Here is a 25,942-nt window from a genome sequence, read left to right as displayed (position 1 = left end):
GTCAGGCCGCCAGCAGACGCACCAGCGTCTGGTAGTAGATCTCGGTGAGCAGGTCCAGGTCGCTGGCCAGCACCCGCTCGTTGACCTGGTGGATGGTGGCGTTGACCGGGCCGAGTTCGACCACCTGGGTGCCCAGGGTGGCGATGAAGCGGCCGTCCGAGGTGCCGCCGGTGGTCGAGGGGCTGGTGTCGCGGCCGGTGACGGCCTTGATGCTCGCCGACACCGCATCGAGCAGCGCGCCCGGTTCGGTGAGGAACGGCAGTCCGGACAGCGACCAGTCGATCTGCCAGTCCAGACCGTGCCTGTCGAGGATCGCCTCGACGCGCTGCTGCAGGCCTTCCACGGTCGATTCGGTGGAGAAGCGGAAGTTGAATAGGCAGGTCAGCTCGCCGGGGATGACGTTGGTGGTGCCGGTGCCGGAGTGGATGTTGGAGATCTGGAAGCTGGTCGGCGGGAAGAAGGCGTTGCCGGCGTCCCAGTGCTCGCCGGCCAGCTCGGCCAGTGCCGGGGCGGCGAGGTGTATGGGATTCTTCGCCAGATGCGGGTAGGCGACGTGGCCCTGCACGCCCTTGACTCGCAGGCGGCCGTTGAGCGAGCCGCGGCGGCCGTTCTTGACGATGTCGCCGACCTGCGAGGTGCTTGACGGTTCGCCGACGATGCACCAGTCGAGACGCTCGTTGCGCGCCGAGAGGCGCTCGACCACCGCCTTGGTGCCGTGCAGCGCCGGGCCTTCCTCGTCGCTGGTGATCAGGAAGGCGATGGCGCCGGTGTGCCGCGGGTGGTCGGCGACGAAGCGCTCGACGGCGACGATCATCGCCGCCAGGCTGCCCTTCATGTCGGCGGCGCCGCGGCCGCGGAGCATGCCTTCCGCATCGACGAAGGCCGCGAAGGGCGGATGCTGCCAGGCGTCCAGCGGGCCGGTGGGCACCACGTCGGTGTGGCCGGCGAAGCACAACACCGGGCCTTCGCCGCCACGGCGCGCCCAAAAGTTCTCCACCTCCTCGATGCGCATCGGCTCCACAGCGAAGCCGCAGGCGGCCAGACGTTCCCTCATCAGCGCCTGGCAGCCCTCGTCCAGCGGGGTGACGGAGGCGCGGCGGATCAGCTCGCAGGCCAGTTCGAGGGTGGGGGAGAGGGTGGTCATGCAGGCTCCGCAAACGGCGACAGGTCGAAAGGCGTTTATCTTAAAGGAAAACGGCGCCATTTCTGAGCGCCGTTGTCGGGGAAGGGCCGGGGATCAGACCGGCACTTCGTCGCTGCTGGCCTCGACCTGCGGACGGGCCGAGAGCAGGGCCATGAGCAGCGCCGCCAGGTAGGGCAGCGACTGCACCAGCAGCACGCCGACCCAGAAGTACACGTCCAGGCTCGGTTGCGGCTGGGTCAGCGCGATACCGAAGGCGGCGCCCCATAGCAGCAGCATGACGAACACCTCCTCGCGGGCCTCCGCCAGCGCTACCAGCAGGCCGTGGCTGCTGCGCATCTTCGGCGTGCGGAAGAACGGGATGCTGCGGGTGACGAAGCCGTACAGCACCGCCTTGGCGATGGTGTGCGACAGCGCCAGGCCCGCCACCGCGGCGGCGATGGCGTCCCGCATGTTCACCCCCACCGCGCGGCGGTAGAGGAACAGGATCTTGCCCAGCTTGAACACGAACAGCGCCAGCGGCGGGATGGCGAAAATCATCAGCGGCGGGTCGACCCGGTTGGGCACGATGATCATCGCCGCCGACCACAACAGGGCGCCGAGGGTGAAGAAAATGTTCAGGCCGTCGGCGATCCACGGCAGCCAGCCGGCGATGAAGTGGTAGCGCTGGCCGCGCGACAGCTCGCTGCCCTTGCCGAGGAACAGGCTGGCCGCGTGGCGCTTCATGATCTGGATGGCGCCGTAGGCCCAGCGGAAGCGCTGTTTCTTGAAGTCAATGAAGGTGTCGGGCATCAGGCCTTTACCGTAGCTCTGCTCGGCGTAGGCGGCCGACAGGCCCTTCTCGAACACCCGCAGGCCCAGCTCGGCATCCTCGGTGATGCACCAGTCGGCCCAGCCCAGTTCGTCGAGCACCGACTTGCGGGTCATGGTCATGGTGCCGTGCTGGATGATCGCGTCGCGGTCGTTGCGGGTCACCATGCCGATGTGGAAGAAGCCCTTGTACTCGGCGTAGCAGAGCTTCTTGAACAGCGACTCGTGCGGGTCGCGGTAGTCCTGCGGCGACTGCACCACGGCGATCTCCGGGTCGGCGAAGTGCGGCACCATGTGCTTGAGCCAGTCCGGCTCGACGCAGTAGTCGGAGTCGATCACCGCCACCACCTCGGCGTCGGCGGCGGTATGCTGCAGCACATAGTTGAGCGCGCCGCCCTTGAAGCCGGCCAGCGGCGCGACGTGGAAGAACTTGAAGCGCGGGCCGAGGCCGGCGCAGTGGGCTTCCACCGGCTGCCAGACCGCCGGGTCCTTGGTGTTGTTGTCGATCACCAGCACTTCGTAGTCCGGGTAGTTGAGTCGCGCCAGGGTGTCGAGGGTCTGCTTGACCATCTCCGGAGGCTCGTTGTAGCAGGGCACGTGGATCGACACCTTGGGCCGGTAGGCGTTTTCCTCGGTGACCGGGCGGAAGGTGCGCACGCGCTGGTGCTTCCACACGGTTTCGGCCAGCTCGTGGGCCTCGGTGAGCAGGACGATCATCACCCCGAGGGCGCCGATGGCCAGCAGGATGCCGACCAGGCTGCTGAACCAGTTGCTGTACTGCTGGCTGTAGTCGTAGGCGATCCACACCAGCAGGGTGGCGGCGAGGAACGCCACGATGGTCAGGAAGGTGCGGCCGCGCTGGCGCAGGGCGCTGCCGTCGATCAGCAGCAGGGCCAGGCCAAGCAGGGCCAGCACCCCGGAGGCGGTGGCCAGCAGGCGCCACTCGGGGATCTCCACCACGCTGCCGGTGAACGGGAACTTGGCCTGGCGCTCGGCGTTGAACACGCCCCAGTAGGCACCGACCGAGCCTTCGTCGCTGGCCTTCCACGGCTGGTCGAAGGCCTCGATGACGAAGTAGTTGTAACCCTTGGCGTTGAGCTGGTTGACCAGGTTGCGCAGGTAGAGGGCCTGGTCGGCCTGGGTAGCCTGGGCGCCGCCACGGGTGCGGCCGTTGCTCGGCCAGCCGACTTCCGCCAGCAGCAGTTGCTTCTTCGGGAACAGCTTCTTCAGCTCGCGGGCGCGGTCGAGGACGAAGTCCACCGAGTGCTCCTGGGGGATGAACTCCCAGTAGGGCAGCACGTGGGCGGCGATCAGGTCGACATGCCTGGCCAGCTCCGGGTACTTCTCCCAGATGTGCCACTGCTCGGCGGTGGTCACCGGCACCTTGAGGGCGCCGCGCACGCGGTCGAGATAGCCGATCATCTGCTCGACGGTGACCTCCTCGCGGAACAGGGCTTCGTTGCCGACCACCACGCGCACCACGCTGCGCTCGCGCTTGGCGATCTCGATGCCGCGCTGGATCTGCCACTCGTTGGCCTCTAGGTCGTTGCTCAGCCAGATGCCCAGGGTCACCCGCAGGCCGGCTTCCTCGGCCAGGCGCGGGATCTCGCCGAGCATGCCGTCGACCGAGTAGGTACGGATGTTGTCGGTCTGGCTGCTGAGCAGCTCCAGATCGGCGCGGATCTCCGCCTCGCTCGGGTAGGTGCCGTCCTGCGGGTTCTGGTTGAGGCGGAACGGCGAGAAGGAATAGCCGGAGATGTGGTCGGGCCAGTCGGGCGCTTTCAGCGGCTGGTTGAACCAGGCCCACAGGCCGGTGAACAGGGAGGCCACGGCCACGACCATGACCAGGTTGAGACCCAGTTTGCGAGCAGACATGTATGCAGGGTTCCAGAGAAAGGAACGGAGAGGAAAGCCGGCGAGCGCCGACGCGCGCGCATCGTACTCCGGCCCTTCGGGGCTGTACAGGGGGCGTACTGCGCGGGCCGGCGGGCGCCCGGCACTTGGGTGGCGCCGGGCGCATCCCTATAATGCGCGGCGCATTTTTCCGGGGAACTTGACATGCAGATCGACGAGCAGCGTTTCGGCGGCATTGCCCGCCTGTACGGGCGTATCGGCCTCGAACGGCTGGCCAGCGCCCATGTGGCGGTGGTCGGCATCGGCGGGGTCGGTTCCTGGGCGGCCGAGGCGCTGGCGCGCAGCGGAGTCGGCGAGATCTCGCTGTTCGACCTCGACGACGTCTGCGTGACCAACACCAACCGACAGATCCATGCCCACGCCGGCAACATCGGTCGCGCCAAGGTCGAAGCGATGGCCGAGCGCATCCGCGCCATCAACCCCGGCTGCATCGTGCATGCGGTGGCCGACTTCGTCACCCGCGAGACCATGGCCGAGCACATCACCGAACAGCTCGACGGGGTGATCGACTGCATCGACAGCGTGGCGGCCAAGGCGGCGCTGATCAGCTGGTGCAAGCGGCGCAAGATCGCCATCGTCACCACCGGCGCCGCCGGCGGACAGGTCGACCCGACCCAGGTGCAGGTCGCCGACCTGAACAAGACGGTCAACGACCCGCTGATCGCCAAGGTGCGCTCCTTGCTGCGCCGCGACTACGGTTTCTCGCGCACCCCGGGGCGCACCTACAGCGTTACCTGCGTGTACTCGCGCGAGCAGCTGCGCTACCCGCAGCCCGACGGCAGCGTCTGTCAGAGCAAGAGCTTCGTCGGCGAAGGGGTGCGCCTGGACTGCGCCGGCGGCTTCGGCGCGGTGATGATGGTCACAGCCACCTTCGGCATGGTCGCCGCGGCGCGGCTGGTCGACAAACTGGTGGCCGGCGCGCGGCGGCCGGCGGAGCGCAGGGGCACCCAGTCGTAGGGCCGGAGTCCCGCGCAGGGGGGCTGTCGCTGGCGGGCAGTCGCCGACGCGAGCCCCCTACGGATAGGTTTCGCTGGCCAGCTCGCGGATGCGCTGCAGCACCGCGTTCAGTCCGCTGCTGCGCGACGGCGACAGCTGGCGGCCGAGGCCGAGCTGGGCGAACCAGTCGGTCACGTCCACCGCGGCCAGTTCGGCCTCGCTCAAACCGTCGATGCGCAGCAGCAGCAGGGCCAGCAGGCCGCGCAGCAGGCGGGCGTCGCTGCTGGCGCGAAATTGCAGGCGGCTGCCGCTGCGGCCTGCCACCAGCCATACGCTGCTTTCGCAGCCCTGCACCCGATTGGCCTCGCAGCGTTCCTCGTCGGTCAGCGCCGGCAGGCGTTCGCTCCATTGCATCAGCAGGCGGGCGCGCTGTTCCCAGCCGTTGCAGGCGGAGAAGGCGGCCAGGGCTGCACGGGCCTCGGCCGGCAGGTTCGTCGCCGCGCTCATCGCAGCAGCTCCAGCGCGTGGTTGAGAGCGGCGAAGAAGCGCTCCAGATCATCACCGTCGCTGTACAGGCCGAGCGAGACGCGCAGTGCGCCGGGCAGGCCGAGGCGTTGCAGCAGCGGCATGGCGCAGTGCTGGCCGGCACGCACGGCGATGCCCTGCTCGTTCAGCAGGTGGGCGAGATCGGCGTTGTGTACGCCCTCGACCACGAAGCTGGCCAGTGCGGTGTGCGGCTCGCCGAGTAGGCGCAGGCCGTCGAAGCGGCGCAGGCCGGCGAGCAGGCGCTGGTGCAGGGCGGCTTCGTGGGCGGCGATGGCGTAGGGGTCCTGCTCGCTCAGGTAGGCCAGGGCCGCGCCCAGGCCGATGGCGGCGGCGATGGCCGGGGTGCCGGCCTCGAAGCCCAGCGGGGCGGGGCGGAAGCGGGCGCTCCGGTAGTCGGCGAACTGCACCATCTCGCCGCCGAACTGCCAGTGGCGCAGGCGGGCGAGGGCGCTGCGGCGGCCGTAGAGCACGCCGATGCCGTCCGGGGCGTAGAGCTTGTGCCCGGAAAACACGTAGAAGTCGCAGTCCAGCGCCTGCAGGTCGTGGCGGCCATGCACCACGCCCTGGGCGCCGTCGACCACGCTGAGCGCGCCCTGGGCGCGAGCCAGAGCCAGCAGCGGTGCCAGCGGTTGCCAGCGACCGAGCACGTTGGACAGCTGGCTGACCGCCAACAGGCGGGTGCGCGGGCCGATCAGCGTGGCGGCCTGCGCCAGGTCGATGTCGCCGGCGGCATCCAGCGGCAGGATCACCAGTCTGAGCTGGCGGCGCTGGGCCAGTTGCTGCCAGGGCAGCAGGTTGGCGTGATGCTCCAGGGCGCTGACGGCGATCTCGTCGCCCGGTTCGCACAGGTGTTCCAGGCCGTAGGCCAGCAGGTTGAGGCCTTCGGTGCTGCCGCGGGTGAAGACGATCTCCTCGCTGTCGGCGTTCAGCCACTGCGCCACGCTGTCGCGGGCGGCTTCGAAGGCGCGGGTGGCCCGCTCGCCGGGGAGATGCTGGGCGCGATGCACGTTGGCGGCGCCGCCGGCGTAATGGCCGAGCAGGGCATCGAGCACCGCCTGGGGTTTCTGGGCGGTGGCGGCGCTGTCCAGGTAGGTCAGGCCGTCGGCGGCGAAGGCCGAGAAGGCCGGGAAGTCGGCGCGCCAGGGGGAGGGCAGGGACATGGTGGCTCCTGTCAGGGGCGGTCCCGGTAGGGGCGGTGTGTCGGCCGGCGGGCCCGGGGTCCATCCGGCGCTTCAGGCAGTGTACCGGTAGCGATCGGCCGGCGGCGCGCCTCGCGGCTGCCGGCGGGGTGGGAAACCCGCGGCGCGAGTTCTCCACCCCGCGGATGCCACTCAGTTGTGCGCGTGCAGCACGGCGTTCAGCTCGATGGCGGTCTTGTTGGTCTTGCACTCGACCGCGCCGCTCTGCGAGTTGCGGCGCAGCAGCAGGTCGTTCTGCCCGGCGATGTCGCGGGCCTTGACCACTTCGACCAGGTTGCCCTGGTCGTCGAGCACGGCGACCTTGGTGCCGGCGGTGATGTACAGGCCGGACTCCACGGTGCAGCGGTCGCCCAGGGGAATGCCGATGCCGGCATTGGCGCCGATCAGGCAGCCTTCGCCGACGGAAATCACGATGTTGCCGCCGCCGGACAGGGTGCCCATGGTCGAGCAGCCGCCGCCCAGGTCCGAGCCCTTGCCGACGAACACGCCGGCGGAGACGCGGCCTTCGATCATGCCGGGACCTGCGGTGCCGGCGTTAAAGTTGACGAAGCCCTCGTGCATGATGGTGGTGCCTTCGCCGATGTAGGCGCCCAGACGCACGCGGGCGGTGTCGGCGATGCGCACGCCGCTCGGCACCACGTAGTCGGTCATCTTCGGGAACTTGTCCACCGAGAAGACTTCCAGCAGCTCGCCTTTCAGGCGCGCTTCCAGCTGGCGCTCGGCCAGTTCGCCGAGGTCGACGGCGCCCTCGTTGGTCCAGGCGACGTTGGGCAGCAGCGGGAAGATGCCGGCCAGGCTGGTGCCGTGGGGCTTGACCAGGCGGTGGGAGAGCAGGTGCAGCTTGAGGTAGGCCTCCGGGGTGGTCGCCGGGGCGGCGTCCTCGGCCAGCAGCACGGCGACCAGCGGCTTGCGGCTCTCGGCCAGACGGGTCAGCAGGGCGGCCTGGGCGGCGTCGATCTGTTTGAGGGCGCCGGCCAGGTCGTGGGCCTGGTGGTTGGTCATGGCGAGGGTCTGGTTGCCGCCGGTGTAACCGAGGGCGCTGCTGGCGGCGGCGACCAGTTCGGCGCCCGGGGCGAGCAGCGGCTGGGCATAGAAGACTTCCAGCCAGGCGCCCTGACGGTTCTGGGTGCCGACGCCGAAGGCGATGCTGTAGAGGGTCTGCGACATGCGGGGTGGTTCCTTTCGAGGGTGGCGGCGGCCGGCTCAGGGGAGCGCGGCGGCGTAGAGTTCCGGCTTGAAGCCGAGCAGGGTGCGGCTGCCGAGGTCGAGCACCGGGCGCTTGATCATCGACGGCTGCGCGAGCATCAGCTCGATGGCGCGGGTCTGGTCGAGATCGGCCTTCTGCTCCTCGGCGAGCTTGCGGAAGGTGGTGCCGGCACGGTTGAGGACCTTGTCCCAGCCGTGTTCGTCGCACCATTTTTCCAGACGGGCGCGGTCGATGCCGGCCGTCTTGTAGTCGTGGAAGCGGTAGGCCACGCCGTGCTCGTCGAGCCAGCTGCGGGCCTTCTTCATGGTGTCGCACGCTTTGATGCCATAAAGGCAGTGTTCGCTCATGGCGGGCTCCCTCAGGCGAAGGCCAGGTACAGGCGGTAGAACAGCGAGGAGAGCATCACCAGCACACCGAGGGCCAGCATGCCCACGCCGATGTCGCTGTCGCGGGTGGTGTAGCCGACGCCGAGCAGCAGCATGCCGAGGGCGATCAGCGCGGTCATCACGTTGAGCGGGTTGTCCATCATGGCTGGCGGTTCTCCAGGTAATGGCGGATGCGCCGGGCGGCCTCGACGCACTCGGTCAGCGGCGCCACCAGGGCCATGCGCACGCGGCCCGCGCCGGGGTTGACGCCGTCGACCTCGCGGGACAGGTAGGAGCCGGGCACCACGGTGACGTGCTCGCGCTCGAACAGCTCGCGGGTAAAGGTGGCATCGTCCAGCGGGGTCTTCGCCCACAGGTAGAAGCCGCCGTCCGGGCGCTGCACGTCGAGCACGCCGCCGAGTACTTCCAGCACCGCCTCGAATTTCTCGCGATACAGCACGCGGTTGGCGCGCACATGCACCTCGTCGTTCCAGGCGGCGATGCTGGCCAGCTGGGTCTGCACCGGCATGGCGCAGCCGTGGTAGGTGCGATAGAGCAGGAACGGCTTGAGGATTTCGGCGTCGCCGGCGACGAAGCCCGAGCGCAGGCCCGGCAGGTTGGAGCGCTTGGACAGGCTGTGGAACACCACGCAGCGCGCAAAGTCGCTGCGGCCCAGCTCGGCGCAGGCGCTGAGCAGACCGGGCGGCGGGCTCTGTTCGTCGAAATACAGCTCGCTGTAGCACTCGTCGGCGGCGATCACGAAGTCGTGCTCGTCGGCCAGGGCGATCAGTCGCTTCAGGGTGTCCATCGGCACCAGCGCGCCTGTGGGGTTGCCCGGCGAGCAGATGAACAGGATCTGGCAGCGCTGCCAGACTTCGGCCGGCACGGCGTCGAAGTCGGGATTGAAGCCGTTGTCTTCCAGGCACGGCAGGTAGTGCGGCTGGGCGCCGGCCAGCAGGGTGGCGCCTTCGTAGATCTGGTAGAACGGGTTGGGGCTGACCACCAGGGCCTCCGGCTCGCGGTTGACCACGGCCTGGGTGAAGGCGAACAGCGCTTCGCGGGTGCCGTTGACCGGCAGCACGTGCCTGGCCGGGTCCAGCCAGCCGGCCGGTACGCCGAAGCGCCGCTCGCACCAGGTGGCGATGGACTCGCGCAGCGCCGGCAGGCCGAGGGTGGTCGGGTAGGTGGCGAGCTGGTCGAGATTGCCGGCCAGCGCCTCGGCGACGAAGCTCGGCGAGCGGTGCTTGGGCTCACCGATGGACAGGGCGATCGGCTTCTTGTCCGCCGGCGGCTGGGCGCCGGCCAGCAGTACGCGCAGCTTTTCGAACGGATAGGGCTGCAGGAGGTCGAGGGCTCGGTTCATCTGGGGTTCCTGTTCAGAAGCGGATGCGCGACGGTGTGGCGAGGCTGTCGGTGGAGTCGGAAAGCTGGCGGACGATGGAGTCCTGCAGGCGGGCGCAGAGCTCGGGGTCGGCCAGCGGCTGGCTGTGGGCGTCGGTGACGAAGAACACGTCCTCGACGCGCTCGCCGAGGGTGACGATCTTGGCGTTCTGCACCGACAGGTCGAAGTCGAGGAAGATCTGCCCGATGCGCGCCAGCAGGCCCGGGCGGTCCGGGGCGATCACCTCGATGACGCTGAGCGGGCGCAGGGCGTCGGTGTGGATGGTCACCTGCGGGGCGAAGGCGAAGCTCTTGAGCTGGCGCGGCACCCGGCGCTGGATGATGGTGCGGTAGTCCTCGGGGTTCTTCAGGGCGTCGATCAGGCCCTGGCGGATTTCCTCGATACGCTCGGGATCGTCGCCGATCGAGCCGCCGTCGACGTCCAGTACCACGTAGGTGTCGAGGGTGAACTGGCTGGTCGAGGTGAGGATGCGGGCGTCCTGGATGCTCAGGTTGAGCTGGTCCATGGCCGCCACGGTGACGGCGAAGAAGTCGTGCTGGTCGGGGGCGTAGATGAAGATCTGCGTGCCGCCCTCGAACTCGCGCTGGGTGGTTTCCTTGATCAGCACCAGCGGCGCGCCGTCCTGCGGGTGCTGGAGGATCGCCTCGGCATGCCAGGCGATGTCCTCGACCGAATGGCGCAGGAAGTAGTCGTCGCCGAGCTGGCTCCATAGCTGCTCGACCGCGTCCGGGTCCACCGTGCCGCGCTGGCGCAGGCGGTCGAGGGCGGCGTGCTGGTGCTCGCGGATCAGCTCCTCGCGGTCCACCGGGTTCTCCAGGCCGCGGCGCAGGGCGCGCTTGGTCTCGGCGTAGAGCTGGCGCAGCAGCGAGGCGCGCCAGGAGTTCCACAGGTTCGGATTGGTGGCGTTGATGTCGGCCACGGTCAGCACGTAGAGGTAGTCGAGGTGTGTCTGGTCGCCGACGGTGCGGGCGAAGTCGTGGATCACCTGGGGGTCGGAGAGGTCCTTGCGCTGCGCGGTGGTGGACATCACCAGGTGATTCTGCACCAGCCAGGCGATCAGCCGGCTGTCCCACGGCGGCAGGTGGTGGCGGGCGCAGAAGGCCAGGGCGTCTACCGCGCCCAGCTCGGAGTGGTCGCCGCCGCGGCCCTTGGCGATGTCGTGGAACAGGCCGGCGAAGTACACCAGCTCGGGTTTGGGCAGCTTGGCCATCAGTTCGCTGGCCAGCGGAAACTTCTCGGCCAGCTCCGGGCGGTCGAGCTTGCGCAGGTGCTTGATCAGGTTGAGGGTGTGCGCGTCGACCGTATAGATGTGGAACAGGTCGTGCTGCATCTGGCCGATGATGTGGCCGAACTCCGGCACGTAGCGGCCGAGGATGCCGTAGCGGTTCATTCGCCGCAGGTTGCGGTGGATGCCCTTGTAGGACTTGAACAGCTCGACGAACAGGCTGGTGTTGCGGATGTCGCGGCGGTACTCCTCGTCGATCAGGTGGCGATGGTCGCGTAGCAGGCGGATGGTTTCGGCGCGCACGCCGCGGATTTCCGGGTGCTGGGCCATCAGCACGAAGACTTCGAGGATCGCGCTGGGGGTGCGCTTGAACACGCTGGGGCTGGTCACCTCGATGAAGCCGTCGCGCACCTGGAAGCGCGCGTTGAGGCGCAGGGTCGGGCCGGCGTCGCCCTTCTCCAGCAGCAGCTCTTCGAGGTTCTGGTTGACCAGGTCGCTCAGTTCGGAGATCGCCATCACCACCCGGTAGTACTTCTGCATGAAGCGCTCGACCGCCAGCTTGCTGTCGCTCGCCTCGTAGCCGAGCAGGCCGGCCAGGCGCCGCTGGTGATCGAACAGCAGGCGATCCTCGGCGCGCCCGGCGACCATGTGCAGCGCATAGCGCACCCGCCAGAGGAAGGCCTGGGAGGATTGCAGCAGGTTCAGCTCGCTGTCGCTGAGCAGGCCGCTGCTGACCAGGGTGTCGAGGGTCAGGGTGCCGTACTGGCGGCAGGCGACCCAGAGGATGTTCTGCAGGTCGCGCAGCCCGCCCGGCGAGCCCTTGACGTTGGGTTCGAGGTTGTACTCGGTGTCGTTGTACTTGGCGTGGCGGGCGCGCTGCTCGGCGCGCTTGGCGAGGAAGAACTCGCGCGCCGGCCACATCTGTGCGGTGCCGGTGGCCTCGCGCATGCGCTGGCGCAGGCTGTCGGGGCCGGCGATGGTGCGGCTTTCCATCAGGTTGGTGATCACCGTCAGGTCGGCACGCGCCTCGCTGGCGCATTCCTCCACCGAGCGCACGCTCTGGCCGATTTCCAGGCCGATGTCCCACAGCAGGGTGAGGAAGCCCTCGATCGGCTCGCGCAGGCGCTCGTGGTCGGCACCGTCGAGCAGCAGCAGGATGTCGATGTCCGAGTGCGGGTGCAGCTCGCCGCGGCCGTAACCGCCGACCGCGACCAGGGCGATGTCCGCGGCGTCGCCCCAGTCGAAGCGCGCCCAGGCCTGGCCGAGGATCTGGTCGACGAACCAGGCGCGGGCGTGGATCAGCGCGCGAATATCGCAATCGGCGGAGAAGCGCCCGTCGAGGACCTCGCCGGCCTTGCGGATGGCCTTCTTGAAGGCGGCGATGGGGCTGCTCTTGAGGGCCAGTTCGGCCTGGAACTGGCCGCGGTCGAACAGCTCTTGATCGGCGTGCGGCGTCGGCATGGGCTTCTCCGTCGATGGGCGACTCAGGGGGCGCGGTGGGCGATGGTGTCGTCGCTGCGCAGGGTGAGGATCTCGTAGCCGTCCTCGGTCACCAGGATGGTGTGCTCGTACTGGGCGGAGAGCTTGCGATCCTTGGTGATCGCGGTCCAGCCGTCGCCGAGCAGGCGGGTCTCGAAGCGGCCCTGGTTGATCATCGGCTCGATGGTGAAGGTCATGCCGGCCTTGAGCTCCAGGCCGGTGCCGGCGCGGCCGTAGTGGACCACCTGCGGCTCCTCGTGGAACACGGTGCCGATGCCATGGCCGCAGTATTCGCGCACCACCGAGAAACCGTGCTTCTCCGCGTGCTTCTGGATGATCTCGCCGATGTCGCCCAGGCGCGCGCCGGGACGCACCACCGAGATGCCCTTGTACAGGCACTCCTGGGTGACCTGGCAGAGGCGCTCGGCCCACTCCGGCACCTTGCCGATCAGGAACATCTTGCTGGTGTCGCCGAAGTAGCCGTCCTTGATCACGGTGATGTCGATGTTGAGGATGTCGCCATCCTTGAGCGGCTTGTCGTTGGGGATGCCGTGGCAGACCACGTGGTTGATCGAGGTGCAGATCGACTTGGGGAAGCCCTTGTAGTTGAGCGGAGCCGGGATCGCCTTCTGCACGTCGACGATGTAGTCGTGGCAGATGCGGTTCAGTTCCTCGGTGGTGACGCCGGCCTTGACGTGCGGCTCGATCATCTCCAGCACCTCGGCGGCCAGGCGGCCGGCGATGCGCATTTTCTCGATGTCCTGGGGGCTCTTGATGGAAACGGTCATCAGCTCTCTCTCGGGCGCCGAGGCGCGGCGCCGTTGTCGGGGAAAGGCGCGATTCTAACAGACGCGGGCAGGCCGGCCACAGCGCCGCGGCGTGCGCGACGGGTTCCGCAGGGGGAGCGGATATGGTATAAAGCGCCGCGCTTTTCGGGGTGGTCCCGTCAAGCCATCGAAACCACACACGCACCGACACACTGTCCTGGGTGCCCGCAAGGGTTGGACTTTGGGGTGCGTGGAGGCTCAACCCGACTTATCGAGGAATAGAAATGTCCCAAGTCAACATGCGCGATATGCTGAAAGCCGGCTGCCACTTCGGTCACCAGACCCGTTACTGGAACCCGAAGATGGGCAAGTACATCTTCGGCGCGCGCAACAAGATCCACATCATCAACCTCGAAAAGACCCTGCCGATGTTCAACGAGGCGCTGTCCTTCGTTGAGAAACTGGCTGCCGGCAAGAACAAGATCCTGTTCGTTGGCACCAAGCGCTCCGCCGGCAAGATCGTTCGCGAAGAGGCTGCCCGCGCCGGCATGCCGTTCGTCGATCACCGCTGGCTCGGCGGCATGCTGACCAACTACAAGACCATCCGCGCTTCGATCAAGCGTCTGCGCGACCTGGAAGTCCAGGCGCAGGACGGCACCTTCGACAAGCTGACCAAGAAAGAAGCCCTGATGCGTTCGCGCGACCTCGAGAAGCTGGAGCGCAGCCTCGGTGGTATCAAGGAGATGGGCGGCCTGCCGGACGCGCTGTTCGTAATCGACGTCGACCACGAGCGCATCGCCATCGCCGAAGCCAACAAGCTGGGCATTCCGGTCATCGGCGTTGTCGATACCAACAGCAGCCCGGAAGGCGTGGACTACATCATCCCGGGTAACGACGACGCCATCCGCGCCGTACAGCTCTACCTGGGCGCCATGGCTGACGCCGTGCTGCGCGGCAAGGCCAACGCCGGCGGCGAAGAGTTCATCGAGCAGGCTTCCTCCGAAGCCGCCGAAGGCTAAGCGTCGGGCGCGCCAAGCGTCACACCGCTGCGCAGAAAGGGGGCTAGGCCCCCTTTTTGCCACTTCAAGAATCGAATGCCCGCGACAGCGGGTGGAATGGTTGAAAACCTGTCCAAGAGGATTGCGAACATGGCAGAGATTACTGCAGCCCTGGTGAAAGAACTGCGCGAGCGCACCGGTCAAGGCATGATGGAGTGCAAGAAGGCCCTGGTCGCCGCCGAAGGCGACATCGAGAAGGCCATCGACGACATGCGCGCTTCCGGTGCCATCAAGGCCGCCAAGAAGGCCGGCAACATCGCCGCCGAAGGCTCCATCGCCGTCAAGGTCTCCGCCGATAACAAGGCGGCCGTGATCATCGAAGTCAACTCGCAGACCGACTTCCTGGCCCTGCAGGACGACTTCAAGGGCTTCGTCGCCGACAGCCTGGAAGAAGCCTTCGCCAACGGCCTGACCGACGCCGCTCCGCTGGTCGCCTCCCGCGAATCCGCTCGTGAAGCGCTGGTCGCCAAGTGCGGCGAGAACGTCAACATCCGTCGCCTGACCCGCGTCGAGGGCGATGTGGTCGGCGCCTACCTGCACGGTCACCGCATCGGCGTGCTGGTCAACCTGAAAGGCGGCAACGCCGAGCTGGCCAAGGACATCGCCATGCACGTGGCTGCCAGCAACCCGCAGTTCCTGAGCGCTGCCGAGGTGTCCGAGGAAGCCATCGCCAAGGAAAAGGAAATCTTCCTGGCGCTGAACGCTGACAAGATCGCCGGCAAGCCGGAAAACATCGTCGAGAACATGGTCAAGGGCCGTATCGCCAAGTTCCTCGCCGAAGCCAGCCTGGTCGAGCAGGCGTTCGTCAAGGATCCGGAAGTCAAGGTCGGTGAACTGGCCAAGAAAGCCGGTGCCGAGATCGTCTCCTTCGTGCGTTACGAAGTGGGCGAGGGCATCGAGAAGGCCGAAGTCGACTTCGCTGCCGAAGTGGCTGCTCAGGTGGCTGCCAGCAAGCAGTAAGATGGTCTGACGCCATCGCCAAAAGGCTGCCCGCTCGCGCGTGCAGCCTTTTCTTTGAAAGCCGCACGCCGGCTTGTCGCCGGATATTTTTTGCCGCCCGTGCATACGCGAGCGATCCGCCGTGGTCCAATCCGCGCCGGTCGCAGGCAGTGCACCGGTCTTTCCGCAAATCCTACGCCGCAGGAGATCTGTATGGCCCAGCTGAGTGGTCGCCAACCCCGCTACAAACGTATTCTGCTCAAGCTCAGCGGTGAAGCGCTGATGGGCAGCGAGGAGTTCGGCATCGATCCCAAGGTGCTCGACCGCATAGCCCTGGAAATCGGCCAGCTGGTGGGGATCGGCGTGCAGGTCGGTCTGGTGATCGGCGGCGGCAACCTGTTCCGCGGTGCGGCGCTGAGCGCGGCGGGCATGGATCGTGTCACCGGCGATCACATGGGCATGCTGGCCACGGTGATGAACTCGCTGGCCATGCGCGACGCCCTGGAGCGTTCGAACATTCCAGCGCTGGTGATGTCGGCGATTTCCATGGTCGGCGTCACCGACCACTACGACCGCCGCAAGGCGGTACGCCACCTGCAGAGCGGCGAGGTGGTGATCTTCTCCGCCGGTACCGGCAATCCGTTCTTCACCACCGACTCGGCGGCCTGCCTGCGCGGCATCGAGATCAATGCCGATCTGGTGCTCAAGGCCACCAAGGTCGATGGTGTGTACACTGCCGACCCGTTCAAGGATCCCGATGCCGAGAAATTCGAGCGTCTGACCTACGACGAGGTCCTGGATCGCAAGCTGGGGGTGATGGACCTGACGGCCATCTGCCTGTGCCGCGATCACAAGATGCCGCTGCGGGTGTTCAATATGAACAAGCCCGGAGCCTTGCTTAACATTGTTGTCGGGGGCGCCGAAGGCACCCTGGTCGAGGAGGGTTGAGAATGATCAACGAGATCAAGAAAGACGCGCAGGAGCGCATGAACAAGTCGCTGGAGTCGCTGGCTCACGCCTTCGCCAAGATCCGTACCGGGCGTGCCCATCCGAGCATTCTGGACAGCGTTATGGTGTCCTACTACGGCTCCGACACGCCGCTGCGCCAGGTGGCCAACGTGATCGCCGAAGACTCGCGCACCCTGGCCCTGACCGTGTTCGACAAGAGCATGATCCAGGCCGTCGAGAAGGCCATCCTAACCTCCGACCTCGGTCTCAATCCGGCCACCGCCGGTACCACCATCCGTGTGCCGATGCCGGCGCTGACCGAGGAAACCCGCAAGGGCTACACCAAGCAGGCGCGCGCCGAGGCGGAGAACGCTCGCGTGGCGATCCGCAACATCCGTCGCGATGCGCTGGCCCAGCTCAAGGACCTGGTCAAGGAGAAGGAGATCAGCGAGGACGACGAGCGTCGTGCCGCCGACGAGGTGCAGAAGCTGACCGACAAGGCCGTCGGCGAAGTCGAAAAGGCCCTGGAGGCCAAGGAAGCCGACCTGATGGCCGTCTGACGGCCGGGTGACTGTCATGGAGAAGACGATGCAAGCAGTTTCTGCTGCGGTGCCGCGCCATGTCGCCATCATCATGGATGGCAACAACCGTTGGGCGAAGCAGCGCTTCCTGCCCGGCGTCGCCGGGCACAAGGCCGGCGTCGATGCCGTGCGCGCGGTGATCGAGGTGTGCGCCGAGGCGGAGGTCGAGGTGCTGACCCTGTTCGCCTTCTCCAGCGAGAACTGGCAGCGTCCGGCCGACGAGGTCGGAGCGCTGATGGGGCTCTTTCTGCGCGCCCTGCGCCGCGAGGCGAAAAGGCTGGCAGACAATGGCATCCGCCTGCGCATCATCGGCGAGCGGGCGCGCTTCAGCGCCGAGCTGCAGGCAGCGATGGCCGAAGCCGAGGATCTGACGGCAGGCGGCGAGCGCCTGTTGCTGCAGGTGGCCGCCAATTACGGTGGGCAGTGGGACATCACCCAGGCCGCCCAGCGCCTGGCGCGTGAGGTGGCGGCCGGCCATCTGCAGGTCGAGGACATCGCTCCCGATCTGCTGCGCCGCTGCCTGGTCACCGGCGATCAGCCAATGGTCGACCTGTGCATCCGTACCGGTGGCGAGCAGCGCATCAGCAATTTCCTGCTCTGGCAGATGGCCTATGCCGAGCTGTATTTCTCCGCGCTGTTCTGGCCGGATTTCAAGCACGAGGCCATGCGTAGCGCGCTGGCGGATTTTGCCCGGCGTCAGCGCCGTTTCGGCAAGACCAGCGAGCAGGTGGCCGCCGAAGGACGAAACCCCACATGCTGAAACAGCGCATCATCACCGCCCTGTTCATGTTGCCGGTCGCGCTGGCCGGCTTCTTCTGGTTGCAGGGTGGCGGTTTTGCCCTGTTCATCGCCGCCGTGATCTGTGTCGGCGCCTGGGAGTGGGCGCGTCTGGCCGGTTGCTTGGCCCAGGTGCAGCGCCTGGGCTATGCGGCACTGGTCGCCGGTCTGCTCCTGCTGCTCTACCGGTTGCCGCAACTGGCCGGCCCGGTGCTGGCGCTGGCGGTACTCTGGTGGCTGGCGGCGATCGGCCTGGTGCTCGGCTACCCGTCCAGCAGCCGTCTCTGGCGCACGCCGGCGGTGCGGATGCTGATCGGCCTGCTGATTCTCGTGCCGGCCTGGCAGGGGCTGCTGCTGCTCAAGCAGTGGCCGCAGGGCAACAGCCTGATCATGGCGGTGATGCTGCTGGTCTGGGGTGCCGACATCGGCGCCTATTTCAGCGGCAAGCGCTTCGGCCGGCGCAAGCTGGCGGTGGCGGTGAGCCCCGGCAAGAGCTGGGAAGGCTTCTATGGAGGGCTGGCCAGCAGCCTGCTGCTGACCCTGCTGGCCGGGCTGTATTTCGACTGGGCGGCGCGCGATCTGCTGCTGGCGCTGCTCGGTGCGGCGCTGGTGGTGGCGATCTCGGTGGTCGGCGATCTGACCGAAAGCATGTTCAAGCGCCAGGCCGCGATCAAGGACAGCAGCAATCTGTTGCCCGGGCACGGCGGCGTGCTGGACCGCATCGACAGCCTGACTGCGGCGGTGCCGATGTTCGCCGTGCTGCTCTGGTTGCATGGCTGGGGTGCCCTGTGAGCGAGATGGCGCAAGACACTGTCCGGCAGGTCACCGTGCTGGGCGCGACCGGCTCCATCGGTCGCTCCACTCTCGATGTCATCGCCCGCCATCCGCGCGATTACCGGGTGTTCGCGCTGACCGGCCACAGCCGGCTGGCCGAACTGGAGCGCCTGTGCCTGGAGCACCGCCCGCGCTTTGCCGTGGTGCCCGAGACTGTGGCGGCGCGTACCCTGCAGGGCAGTCTGCGCGCCGCCGGGCTGGCAACTCGCGTGCTGGCCGGCGAGGGGGGGTTGTGCGAGGTCGCCGCGCATCCCGAGGTGGACGCGGTGATGGCCGCCATCGTCGGTGCTGCCGGTCTCGGGCCGACCCTGGCCGCGGTGCGGGCCGGCAAGCGCGTGCTGCTGGCCAACAAGGAGGCGCTGGTGATGTCCGGCGCACTGTTCATGCAGGCGGTGCAGGAGCATGGCGCCCAGCTGCTGCCGATCGACAGCGAGCACAACGCGATCTTCCAGTGCATGCCCGGCGACTACGGGCGCGGCCTGGCGCCAGTCGGCGTGCGGCGCATCCTGCTTACCGCCTCGGGCGGGCCGTTCCGTTGCTGGCCGCTGGAGCGTATCGCCGAGGCCACGCCGCAGCAGGCCTGCAGCCACCCCAACTGGGCGATGGGGCGCAAGATCTCCGTCGACTCGGCGAGCATGATGAACAAGGGACTGGAGCTGATCGAGGCTTGCTGGCTGTTCGATGCGCGCCCGGCCCAGGTCGAGGTGGTGATCCACCCGCAGAGCGTGATCCATTCGCTGGTCGACTATGTCGATGGCTCGGTGCTGGCCCAGCTCGGCAATCCCGACATGCGCACGCCCATCGCCCATGCGCTGGCCTGGCCGCGGCGCATCGACTCGGGGGTGGCGCCGCTGGACCTGTTCGCCATCGCCCGGCTGGATTTCGAGGCGCCCGATGTGCGGCGCTTCCCCTGCCTGCAGCTGGCGCGTCAGGCCGCCGAGGCCGGCGGTACCCTGCCGGCGCTGCTGAATGCCGCCAACGAGGTGGCGGTGGCGGCCTTCCTTGACGAGCGTATCCGCTTCCCGGACATTGCTTGCATGATCGAGGCGGTACTGAACGCGCTGCCGGGCGAGCCCGTCGACCAGCTGGAGCGCGTGTTCGCCGCCGACCGCCAGGCGCGCGATGTCGCGCAGGCCTGGCTGCAACGGTTCGGGCGCTGAAGGTGGAGGTGGGTATGAGCGCGCTGTACATGATCCTGGGCACCCTAGTGGCGCTCGGGGTGCTGGTGACTTTCCACGAGTTCGGCCACTTCTGGGTGGCGCGGCGCTGCGGGGTCAAGGTGCTGCGCTTCTCGGTCGGCTTCGGTCGCCCGTTGCTGCGCTGGCATGATCGTCAAGGCACCGAATTCGTCATCGCTGCGATTCCCCTGGGCGGCTACGTGAAGATGCTCGACGAGCGCGAGGGCGACGTGCCCGAGGCGCTGCTCGGGCAGTCCTTCAATCGCAAGAGTGTGCGCCAGCGCTTCGCCATCGTTGCCGCCGGGCCGCTGGCCAACTTCCTCCTGGCGCTGCTGTTCTTCTGGCTGCTGGCCATGCTCGGCAGCCAACAGGTGCGCCCGGTGATCGGTGCTGTCGAGGCCGACAGCCTGGCGGCGCGCGCCGGCGTGCCGGTCGGTGCCGAGGTGCTGGCGGTTGACGGCCGGGCGACGCTCGGCTGGGGCGAGGTCAATCTGCAGCTGATCCGCCGCCTGGGCGAGAGCGGCACCCTGCGTCTGCGCCTGCTCGAACCTGGCTCGACCCTCGAGGTCGAACGCAGCCTAGTGCTCGATGGCTGGCTGCGCGGCGCCGAGGAACCCGACCCGCTGGCATCGCTGGGTATTCGCCCATGGCGGCCGCAGACGGCCCCCCTGCTTGCCCAGCTGGATCCCGCCGGGCCGGCGCAGGCGGCCGGGCTGCGCGAGGGCGACCTCCTGAAGGCGCTGGACGGCCAGGCGCTGGACGACTGGCAGCAGGTCGTCGAGGCGGTGCGCGCCCGTCCCGGGCAGCGCATCGCCCTGCAGGTCGAGCGCGACGGTCGCGCCTTCGTGGTCGATCTGACCTTGGCGGCGCGCGGCGAGGGTGCGGCCCGTGCAGGCTACCTGGGGGCGGGTGTGGCGGGCGGCGAATGGCCGGCGGAGATGCTGCGCGAGGTGCGTCACGGCCCGCTGGATGCGGTCGGCGAGGGGCTGGCGCGCACCTGGTCGATGAGCCTGATGACCCTGGATTCCATCGGCAAGATGCTGTTTGGCGAGCTGTCGGTAAAAAACTTGAGCGGCCCGATAACCATTGCTAAAGTGGCCGGCGCTTCGGCTCAGTCGGGGCTGGGAGACTTCCTGAGTTTCCTCGCCTACCTGAGCATCAGCCTGGGAGTGCTCAACCTGCTGCCGATTCCTGTGCTCGATGGCGGACACCTGTTGTTCTACCTGGTCGAGTGGGTGCGCGGTCGGCCGCTGTCCGAGCGGGTGCAGGCGGCCGGTATGCAGATCGGGATCAGCCTTGTGGTCGGTCTGATGCTGCTGGCGCTGTTCAACGATCTCAGCCGCTTGTAGGTCATCGTATTGCGGAACTGCCGCCTGACGCGGCAGTTCCTTTTTAGACAGTCTGAAAAAGAAAGGACTTCATGAAACGCTTGCTGCTACCTGCGGTAATCGCCGCGCTGATCACCGCCGAGGTTCACGCCGAGTCCTTCACCATCACCGATATCCGCATCAACGGCCTGCAGCGCGTTTCTGCCGGCAGCGTGTTCGGCGCCCTGCCGCTGAACGTCGGTGAAGCGGTCGATGAGCGCCGTCTGGTGGATGCGACCCGCTCCCTGTTCAAGACCGGATTCTTCCAGGACATCCGCCTCGGCCGCGACGGCGACGTGCTGGTGGTCGAAGTGGTCGAGCGGCCGTCGATTTCCAGCATCGAGATCGAGGGCAACAAGGCCATCGCCACCGAGGAGCTGCTCAAGGGCCTGAAGCAGTCGGGGCTGGCCGAGGGCGAGATCTTCCAGCAGGCCACCCTGGAAGGCGTGCGCAACGAACTGCAGCGCCAGTACGTGGCCCAGGGCCGCTACTCGGCGAGCATCGAGACCAAGGTCGAGGCGCTGCCGCGCAACCGCGTGGCGCTGAAGATCGAGATCAACGAAGGCTCGGTCGCGGCCATCCAGCACATCAACATCGTCGGCAACCAGGTGTTCTCCGACGAGGAACTGGCCGGGCTGTTCGAGCTGCGCACCAGCAACTGGCTGTCGTTCTTCCGCAACGACGACAAGTACTCCCGCGAAAAACTCTCGGGCGACCTGGAGCGGCTGCGCTCGCACTACCTGGATCGCGGCTACATCAACATGGATATCGCCTCCACCCAGGTATCCATCACCCCGGACAAGAAGCACGTCTACGTCACCGTCAACATCGACGAGGGCGAGAAGTACAGCATCCGCGAGGTCAAGCTGAGCGGCGATCTGCGCGTGCCGGAGGAAGAGGTGCGCAAGCTGCTGCTGGTCGAGCCGGGCCAGGTGTTCTCCCGCAAGGTGATGACCAGCACCAGCGAGCTGATCACCCGGCGTCTCGGCAACGAGGGCTACACCTTCGCCAACGTCAACGGCATTCCCGAGCCGCACGACGAGGACAACACGGTCAGCGTGACCTTCGTGGTCGATCCGGGCAAGCGCGCCTACGTCAACCGCATCAACTTCCGCGGCAACACCAAGACCGAGGACGAGGTGCTGCGCCGCGAGATGCGCCAGATGGAGGGCGGCTGGGCCTCCACCTACCTGATCGACCAGTCCAAGACCCGCCTGGAGCGTCTCGGCTACTTCAAGGAAGTCAACGTCGAGACCCCGCAGGTGCCCGGCGCCGACGACCAGATCGACGTCAACTACACGGTCGAGGAGCAGCCCTCCGGCTCGATCACCGCCAGCGTCGGTTTCGCCCAGAGCGCCGGCCTGATCCTCGGTGGCTCGATCAGCCAGAACAACTTCCTCGGCACCGGCAACAAGGTCAACCTCGGCCTGACCCGCAGCGAATACCAGACCCGCTACAACTTCGGCTTCGTCGACCCCTACTGGACCAAGGACGGCGTCAGCCTCGGCTACAACATGTTCTACCGCACCACCGACTACGACGAGCTGGATGTGGACGTCTCCAGCTACTCGGTGGACAGCTTCGGCGCCGGCATCAACCTCGGCTACCCGATCAGCGAGACCGCGCGCCTGACCTACGGCCTCAGCGCCCAGCAGGACAAGATCAAGCCGGGCACCTACACGGTCGGCGAGATCAACGACTTCATCGCGCTCGAAGGCGACAGCTACACCAACTTCAAGGGCTCGATCGGCTGGTCCGACTCGACCCTCAACCGTGGCGTGTTCGCCACCCGCGGTTATTCGCAGAGCCTGGTCGGCGAGATCACCCTGCCGGGCAGCGATCTGTCGTTCTATCGCCTGGATTACAACGGGCAGGTCTTCGCCCCGCTCGGCAAGGACTACGCGCTGCGCTTCCATACCCGCCTGGGTTATGCCGACAGCTATGGCTCCACCAGCGAGCTGCCGTTCTACGAGCACTACTATGCCGGCGGTTTCGGTTCGGTGCGCGGTTTCGAGGAAAGCAGCCTGGGGCCGCGCAGCACGCCGAGCGCCGCCGATCCGGATCAGGACCCGGAGCCGTTCGGCGGCAACATCCTGGTCCAGGGCGGCGCCGAGCTGCTGTTCCCGCTGCCGTTCGTCAAGGATCAGCGCTCGCTGCGCACCGTGGTGTTCTGGGATGTGGGCAACGTGTTCGATACCAACTGCAGCACCGCGCAGAAGGCTCGCAACGACGCATCGTGCGACATCGACCTGAGCAACATGGCCAGTTCCGTGGGTGTCGGCCTCACCTGGCTGACCGCCCTCGGCCCGCTGAGCTTCAGCCTCGGCATGCCGATCAAGGAGCCGGAGAACTCCGATACGCAGGTCTTCCAGTTCTCCCTGGGACAGACCTTCTAGATTCATCGTGCAGACTACCCAACCGATTCGTAGCAGGAGTTCATCGTGCGCAAGTTGACCCAAGCTGTTCTGTTCGCCGCCGCTCTGGTGAGCATGCCGGCCTTCGCCGAAATGAAGGTGGCGGTCCTCAACTATCAAATGGCCCTGCTCGAATCCGACGCGGCCAAGAAGTATGCCGTCGACGCCGAGAAGAAGTTCGGCCCGCAGCTCAATCGTCTGAAGACCCTGGAAAGCGATGCCAAGCGCATCCAGGAGCGCCTGATGAAGGACGGCGAGAAGATGCAGACCAGCGAGCGCGAGCGTCTGGAGCTGGAGTTCAAGCAGAAGGCCCGCGACTTCCAGTTCCAGTCCAAGGAGCTCAACGAGGCCAAGGCCATCGCCGACCGCGACATGCTGCAGCAGCTCAAGCCCAAGCTGGACAAGGCCGTCGAGGAAGTCATCAAGCGCGGCAACTACGATCTGGTGCTGGAGCGTGGTGCCGTGGTCGAGGTCAAGCCGCAGTTCGACATCACCAAGCAGGTGATCGAGCGCATGAACCAGCTGCGCTGATCCCATGAGCGACTCCATGTATACCCTGGGCGAGTTGGCCGAGCGTGTCGGTGCCGAGTTGCGCGGCCCGGCCGATCTGCGTATCGGCGGACTGGCGGCGCTGCAGGACGCCGGTTCCGGACAGCTGACCTTCCTGGCCAATGCGCAGTACCGCAAGCACCTGAGCGACTGCAAGGCCGGTGCCGTGCTGCTCACGCCGGCCGATGCCGAAGGTTTCGCCGGCAACGCCCTGGTGCTGGCCAACCCGTACCTGGCGTTCGCCCAGCTCTCGCACCTGTTCGATCGCAAGCCGGTCGCACTGCCGGGCATCCATCCCAGTGCGCTGGTGGCGGCCGATGCCGTGGTCGATCCGAGCGCTGCGGTCGGTCCGGGCGTGGTGATCGAGTCCGGCGCGGTGATCGGTGCGCGCGTAACCCTCGGTGCCCACTGCGTGGTCGGTGCGCGCAGCGTGATCGGCGAGGACGGTTGGCTGGCGCCGCGCGTCACCCTCTATCACGACGTGCAGATCGGTGCGCGGGTGGTGATCCAGTCGGGCGCGGTGATCGGCGGCGAAGGCTTCGGTTTTGCCAACGACAAGGGCGTGTGGAGCAAGATCGCCCAGATCGGTGGGGTACGGATCGGCGACGACGTCGAGATCGGCGCCAATACCACCATCGACCGTGGCGCGCTCAGCGACACCGTGATCGGCAACGGGGTCAAGCTCGACAACCAGATCATGATCGCCCACAACGTGCAGATCGGCGACCACACCGCTATGGCCGGCTGCTGCGGGATTTCCGGCAGCACCAAGATCGGCAAGCACTGCATGATCGCCGGCGGCGTCGGCATGGTCGGCCACATCGAGGTGTGCGACCACGTGTTCGTCACCGGCATGACCATGGTCACCCGCTCGATCACCGAACCGGGTTCCTACTCTTCGGGCACGGCGATGCAGCCGGCCGCCGAGTGGCGCAAGAGCGCGGCGCGCCTGCGCCATCTCGACGACATGGCCAAGCGTCTGCAGCAGCTGGAAAAGCAGCTGGCTGCCGTGACCTGCAACGGAGATGCCGCATCAGATGCCTGATGCACGCAGCGCCGTGTTCCCTTTTCTGCTCAAGGCCCCCTGAACATGATGGATATCAACGAGATTCGCGAACTCCTGCCGCACCGCTACCCGTTCCTGCTGGTGGATCGGGTGGTGGAGATGGATCTCGAGGAAAAACGCATCCGCGCCTACAAGAACGTCACCATCAACGAGCCGTTCTTCAATGGCCACTTCCCGGGCCATCCGATCATGCCCGGCGTGCTGATCATCGAAGCCATGGCCCAGGCCGCCGGCCTGCTCGGCTTCAGCCTGATGGGCGCCAAGGCGGCGGCCGATACCCTGTACCTGTTCGTCGGCTCCGACAACCTGCGCTTCCGCTCGCCGGTCACCCCGGGCGACCAGCTGATCCTCGAAGCGCGCGTGCTCAGCACCAAACGCGGCCTGTGGAAGTTCGAGTGCCAGGCCAGCGTCGACGGCAAGGCGGTCTGCTCGGGCGAGATCATTTGCGCGGAACAGAAGAAATGAGTTTGCTCGACCCTCGCGCCATCATCGATCCGCGCGCCAGACTGGCCGACAACGTCGAGGTCGGCCCCTGGTCGATCATCGGGCCGGACGTGGAAATCGGCGAGGGTACCGTCATCGGCCCGCACGTGATCGTCAAGGGCCCGACGGTGATCGGCCGGCACAATCGCATCTACCAGTTTTCCTCGGTAGGCGAGGACACCCCCGATCTGAAGTACAAGGGCGAACCGACCCGTTTGGTGATCGGCGACCATAACGTGATCCGCGAGGGCGTCACCATCCATCGCGGTACGGTGCAGGATCGCAGCGAGACCACCATCGGCAGCCACAACCTGCTGATGGCCTATGTGCATGTCGGTCACGACAGCGTGATCGGTGACCACTGCATCCTGGTCAACAACACCGCGCTGGCCGGGCATGTCCACATCGACGACTGGGCGATCCTCTCCGGTTTCACCCTGGTGCATCAGTTCTGCCACATCGGTGCGCACAGCTTCTCCGGCATGGGCACGGCGATCGGCAAGGACGTGCCGGCCTTCGTCACCGTGTTCGGCAGTCCGGCCGAAGCGCGCAGCATGAACTTCGAGGGCATGCGCCGGCGCGGTTTCAGCGAGGAGGCGATGCAGGCGCTGCGCCGCGCCTACAAGGTGGTGTATCGCAAGGGCCTGACCGTCGAGGCGGCGCTGACCGAACTGGCCGAAGAGGCCGCCCTCCACCCGGAAGTCGCGCTGTTCTGCGACTCGGTGCGCCACTCGACCCGCGGCATCACCCGCTGAGC

General features: G+C 67.1%; 24 protein-coding genes. 14 read left to right on the top strand and 10 right to left on the bottom strand.

Going from position 1 to position 25,942, the window contains the following annotated elements; translation table 11 throughout:
• Position 1: 1 nt before the first annotated feature.
• Together dapE and BLU22_RS13870 are read right to left on the bottom strand one after the other, a co-directional pair.
• The gene (gene dapE, locus BLU22_RS13875) at positions 2–1,204 is read right to left on the bottom strand and encodes a succinyl-diaminopimelate desuccinylase (protein WP_394327529.1); all 1,203 of its coding nucleotides are present in this window, start codon (positions 1,202–1,204) and stop codon (positions 2–4) included.
• A gap of 33 nt (positions 1,205–1,237) precedes the next feature.
• Entirely contained in the window at positions 1,238–3,826 is a 2,589-nt protein-coding gene (locus tag BLU22_RS13870; RefSeq protein WP_090215662.1) for a glycosyltransferase, read from the bottom strand.
• 183 nt (positions 3,827–4,009) lie between these two features.
• On the opposite strand from BLU22_RS13870, the gene tcdA reads away from it, so the two are divergent.
• Positions 4,010–4,822, top strand: coding sequence for a tRNA cyclic N6-threonylcarbamoyladenosine(37) synthase TcdA (gene tcdA, locus BLU22_RS13865; protein WP_090215661.1), 813 nt, complete (start codon positions 4,010–4,012; stop codon positions 4,820–4,822).
• A 57-nt stretch (positions 4,823–4,879) separates the two neighbouring features.
• Here the strand turns inward: tcdA and BLU22_RS13860 are convergent, their stop codons facing one another.
• From BLU22_RS13860 to map, 8 genes are all read right to left on the bottom strand, one after another.
• On the bottom strand, positions 4,880–5,308 hold the full coding sequence (locus tag BLU22_RS13860) for a SufE family protein (RefSeq protein ID WP_090215658.1): 429 nt from the start codon (positions 5,306–5,308) through the stop codon (positions 4,880–4,882).
• The gene (locus tag BLU22_RS13855) at positions 5,305–6,507 is read right to left on the bottom strand and encodes an aminotransferase class V-fold PLP-dependent enzyme (protein ID WP_090215656.1); all 1,203 of its coding nucleotides are present in this window, start codon (positions 6,505–6,507) and stop codon (positions 5,305–5,307) included. Before BLU22_RS13855 ends, BLU22_RS13860 begins: the two co-directional genes overlap by 4 nt.
• A gap of 171 nt (positions 6,508–6,678) precedes the next feature.
• Entirely contained in the window at positions 6,679–7,713 is a 1,035-nt protein-coding gene (gene dapD, locus BLU22_RS13850; protein WP_090215653.1) for a 2,3,4,5-tetrahydropyridine-2,6-dicarboxylate N-succinyltransferase, read from the bottom strand.
• Positions 7,714–7,749: 36 nt separating this feature from the next.
• Positions 7,750–8,100: an ArsC family reductase gene (locus BLU22_RS13845; RefSeq protein ID WP_090215650.1), complete on the bottom strand. Its 351-nt coding sequence runs from the start codon at positions 8,098–8,100 to the stop codon at positions 7,750–7,752.
• Between the two features lie 11 nt (positions 8,101–8,111).
• Positions 8,112–8,282 (bottom strand): hypothetical protein, encoded by a 171-nt coding sequence (locus BLU22_RS15015; protein WP_157719008.1) that lies wholly within the window; start codon positions 8,280–8,282, stop codon positions 8,112–8,114.
• Positions 8,279–9,481 carry a succinyldiaminopimelate transaminase gene (gene dapC / locus BLU22_RS13840; RefSeq protein WP_090215647.1) on the bottom strand — a complete coding sequence of 401 codons (1,203 nt, stop codon included), beginning with the start codon at positions 9,479–9,481 and terminating at the stop codon, positions 8,279–8,281. The genes BLU22_RS15015 and dapC overlap by 4 nt, the downstream gene beginning before the upstream one ends.
• Positions 9,482–9,494: 13 nt before the next feature.
• Entirely contained in the window at positions 9,495–12,206 is a 2,712-nt protein-coding gene (locus BLU22_RS13835) for a [protein-PII] uridylyltransferase (RefSeq protein ID WP_090215645.1), read from the bottom strand.
• Between the two features lie 23 nt (positions 12,207–12,229).
• Positions 12,230–13,012, bottom strand: a complete 783-nt coding sequence (map, locus tag BLU22_RS13830; RefSeq protein WP_090215642.1) for a type I methionyl aminopeptidase — start codon at positions 13,010–13,012, stop codon at positions 12,230–12,232.
• Positions 13,013–13,275: 263 nt separating this feature from the next.
• Between map and rpsB the strand changes: the two genes are divergently transcribed.
• From rpsB to lpxA, 13 genes are all read left to right on the top strand, one after another.
• Positions 13,276–14,010 (top strand): 30S ribosomal protein S2, encoded by a 735-nt coding sequence (gene rpsB / locus BLU22_RS13825; RefSeq protein WP_090215640.1) that lies wholly within the window; start codon positions 13,276–13,278, stop codon positions 14,008–14,010.
• 129 nt (positions 14,011–14,139) lie between these two features.
• Positions 14,140–15,009 carry a translation elongation factor Ts gene (tsf, locus tag BLU22_RS13820; protein ID WP_090215637.1) on the top strand — a complete coding sequence of 290 codons (870 nt, stop codon included), beginning with the start codon at positions 14,140–14,142 and terminating at the stop codon, positions 15,007–15,009.
• A gap of 192 nt (positions 15,010–15,201) precedes the next feature.
• Positions 15,202–15,936 (top strand): UMP kinase, encoded by a 735-nt coding sequence (gene pyrH / locus BLU22_RS13815; protein ID WP_090215635.1) that lies wholly within the window; start codon positions 15,202–15,204, stop codon positions 15,934–15,936.
• Positions 15,937–15,938: 2 nt separating this feature from the next.
• Positions 15,939–16,496: a ribosome recycling factor gene (gene frr / locus BLU22_RS13810; RefSeq protein ID WP_090215632.1), complete on the top strand. Its 558-nt coding sequence runs from the start codon at positions 15,939–15,941 to the stop codon at positions 16,494–16,496.
• Positions 16,497–16,512: 16 nt separating this feature from the next.
• Positions 16,513–17,277, top strand: a complete 765-nt coding sequence (gene uppS / locus BLU22_RS13805) for a polyprenyl diphosphate synthase (protein ID WP_090215630.1) — start codon at positions 16,513–16,515, stop codon at positions 17,275–17,277.
• On the top strand, positions 17,271–18,086 hold the full coding sequence (locus BLU22_RS13800; RefSeq protein ID WP_090215627.1) for a phosphatidate cytidylyltransferase: 816 nt from the start codon (positions 17,271–17,273) through the stop codon (positions 18,084–18,086). Before uppS ends, BLU22_RS13800 begins: the two co-directional genes overlap by 7 nt.
• Before the next feature lie 5 nt (positions 18,087–18,091).
• Positions 18,092–19,288, top strand: a complete 1,197-nt coding sequence (ispC, locus tag BLU22_RS13795) for a 1-deoxy-D-xylulose-5-phosphate reductoisomerase (protein WP_090216494.1) — start codon at positions 18,092–18,094, stop codon at positions 19,286–19,288.
• 14 nt (positions 19,289–19,302) lie between these two features.
• A complete protein-coding gene (gene rseP, locus BLU22_RS13790; protein ID WP_090215626.1) occupies positions 19,303–20,655 on the top strand; it encodes an RIP metalloprotease RseP in 1,353 nt (450 codons plus the stop codon).
• Between the two features lie 71 nt (positions 20,656–20,726).
• Positions 20,727–23,069, top strand: coding sequence for an outer membrane protein assembly factor BamA (gene bamA / locus BLU22_RS13785; protein WP_090215623.1), 2,343 nt, complete (start codon positions 20,727–20,729; stop codon positions 23,067–23,069).
• Between the two features lie 45 nt (positions 23,070–23,114).
• Complete coding sequence (locus BLU22_RS13780) at positions 23,115–23,618, top strand: OmpH family outer membrane protein (RefSeq protein ID WP_090215620.1); 504 nt, start codon at positions 23,115–23,117, stop codon at positions 23,616–23,618.
• 4 nt (positions 23,619–23,622) lie between these two features.
• Complete coding sequence (gene lpxD / locus BLU22_RS13775; RefSeq protein ID WP_090215619.1) at positions 23,623–24,681, top strand: UDP-3-O-(3-hydroxymyristoyl)glucosamine N-acyltransferase; 1,059 nt, start codon at positions 23,623–23,625, stop codon at positions 24,679–24,681.
• Positions 24,682–24,726: 45 nt separating this feature from the next.
• Entirely contained in the window at positions 24,727–25,167 is a 441-nt protein-coding gene (gene fabZ / locus BLU22_RS13770) for a 3-hydroxyacyl-ACP dehydratase FabZ (protein WP_090215615.1), read from the top strand.
• Complete coding sequence (lpxA, locus tag BLU22_RS13765) at positions 25,164–25,940, top strand: acyl-ACP--UDP-N-acetylglucosamine O-acyltransferase (RefSeq protein WP_090215613.1); 777 nt, start codon at positions 25,164–25,166, stop codon at positions 25,938–25,940. The genes fabZ and lpxA overlap by 4 nt, the downstream gene beginning before the upstream one ends.
• Positions 25,941–25,942 lie beyond the last annotated feature (2 nt).

Origin of the sequence: Pseudomonas guangdongensis (assembly GCF_900105885.1) — a bacterium.
GTDB lineage: Bacteria > Pseudomonadota > Gammaproteobacteria > Pseudomonadales > Pseudomonadaceae > Geopseudomonas > Geopseudomonas guangdongensis.
This window is presented reverse-complemented; position numbering and strand designations above follow the sequence as displayed.